General features: G+C 59.3%; 2 protein-coding genes. Both read left to right on the top strand.

The features are described from left to right. Nucleotides 1–873, top strand: an 873-nt coding sequence (locus ACFYW8_RS44525; RefSeq protein ID WP_389093904.1) for an RHS repeat-associated core domain-containing protein, incomplete at its 5' end; no start/stop codon positions are given. A gap of 2 nt (nt 874–875) precedes the next feature. After that, nucleotides 876–1,328 (top strand): hypothetical protein, encoded by a 453-nt coding sequence (locus ACFYW8_RS44520; RefSeq protein ID WP_389093899.1) that lies wholly within the window; start codon nt 876–878, stop codon nt 1,326–1,328. Nucleotides 1,329–1,602 lie beyond the last annotated feature (274 nt).

Here is a 1,602-nt window from a genome sequence, read left to right as displayed (position 1 = left end):
ACCACCACCAACATCGCTGCCGCCCCGCCGGTCAACCGGTTCACCTTCACCGGCGAGTACAAGGAGCCCACGACCAGCACCGCGGGCTACTACCTGCGAGCCCGCAATTACGACCCGGGCACAGGACGCTTTTCCACGCGAGATCCGCACGTCCCCGCGCAGGACACGCCGTACACCCAGGCTTACGCCTACGCGGAGAACATGCCCACGACCCGCACCGACCCCAGCGGCCTGTGCAGCGTCACCACCCAGCTGAAGGATGCATTCACCGGCAACTGGGGCTGGAACAACAACTGTGCGAAGGAGGACCGCGAAACAGCGACCAAGCCGCCCGCCGTCCAGGCCGCCAAGAACCTGTCGGACACCACCACCCGCGGCCTGATCAACGTGTCCGGGCAAGGCAGCCTCGGCCTCATCGACGGAATCTCCTTCGGAGCCTTCAGCTACTTCAGCGGGGCCCAGATCACCTGCCCGCAGGCCTACAACTTTGGCCTTTACGCGAGCATGGTTCCGTTCCCCATCGAGGGGGCAGGAAAGCGTCTGGCGACGAAGGAAGGGCTGCACCTCCTTCCGAAGGCAATCAACTTGCCCTCCTGGAAAACGGTCGCGGTGGATATGGTCCACGTACTGGAAAGGCACACGGCGGACGGTAAAATCTACAAGCAGAGCATGAAAAAGACAAAATTTCCGGACTATATGTCGCCGAAGAAAATCGAGTCGACCATCCTGACAGCATACCGGTTCGCTACCGTAGCAGGCCGGTCGCAAGGTTCCAGGGTGCTCCTCCGAGGCATGGCCGAAGGTCTGGAGATCGAGATGTGGCTGGACAAGGAGACCAAGTTGATTGAAACAGCCTATCCGGTCTGGCGGTAGCCATGGAGTTTCGGCTGCACTGCGACCTAGATTCGCTGGAAATTACTCGGGCCGGTACGATCTGGGGAAATGTTTGGATCGAGACGGCGAGTGGTCCTTTCCCTGAATCCCGCTGGAACGACATAATGGTGGCATTCGTCAGTGATGTCACAGAAGCACTTGTTTCCATCGCCAAGGAAAGTACACGCTGCAGGCGAGTCCGCTTCTACGACGGCCCTTTCTGGCTTTCGATCGACCGCTCGAATACCGACACAGTCGTCGTAACACAAGGCGAAGGTAAGGGAGAGATAGGGCGAATGCATTTTCCTGCCGACATAGTCGTTCGGGAAGTGCACTCCTCCGCTTCGCTTCTCCTTGATGCCTGCCGGATGAGGCAATGGGGAAACGTCCCGGACGTCGTCCGCCTGACGCGAGCTCTGGAGCTGCTGAGTCCGCAGGACGATGGGATCGGCTGAGAAACTTACGAGGCCACAGCAGTCATTGCACCTTTCAGTGTGCCCACTGATCAGGTGACGACAGCGACGTCCGCAATGCACGAGGCTCCCATGCCGTTGAGAAAGGTGTTCAACGCCTCAACTCATCGGCCCGGGAGCCTCGTTGGTTGTGATTTACGAGTACACCAACGACCTTTATAGCGTCTAAGACGGTGTCCTATGTGGTGATGGCTCGTTGGGCTGTGTATGGGGCGGGGTACGTGGAGTTGGATTGTTCCGGACGGGCTGTGGGAGA

It is taken from the genome of Streptomyces sp. NPDC002742, assembly GCF_042888885.1.
GTDB lineage: Bacteria > Actinomycetota > Actinomycetes > Streptomycetales > Streptomycetaceae > Streptomyces.
Note: the sequence above shows the minus strand (reverse complement) of the source record. Positions and strands in the feature narration are given on the sequence as shown.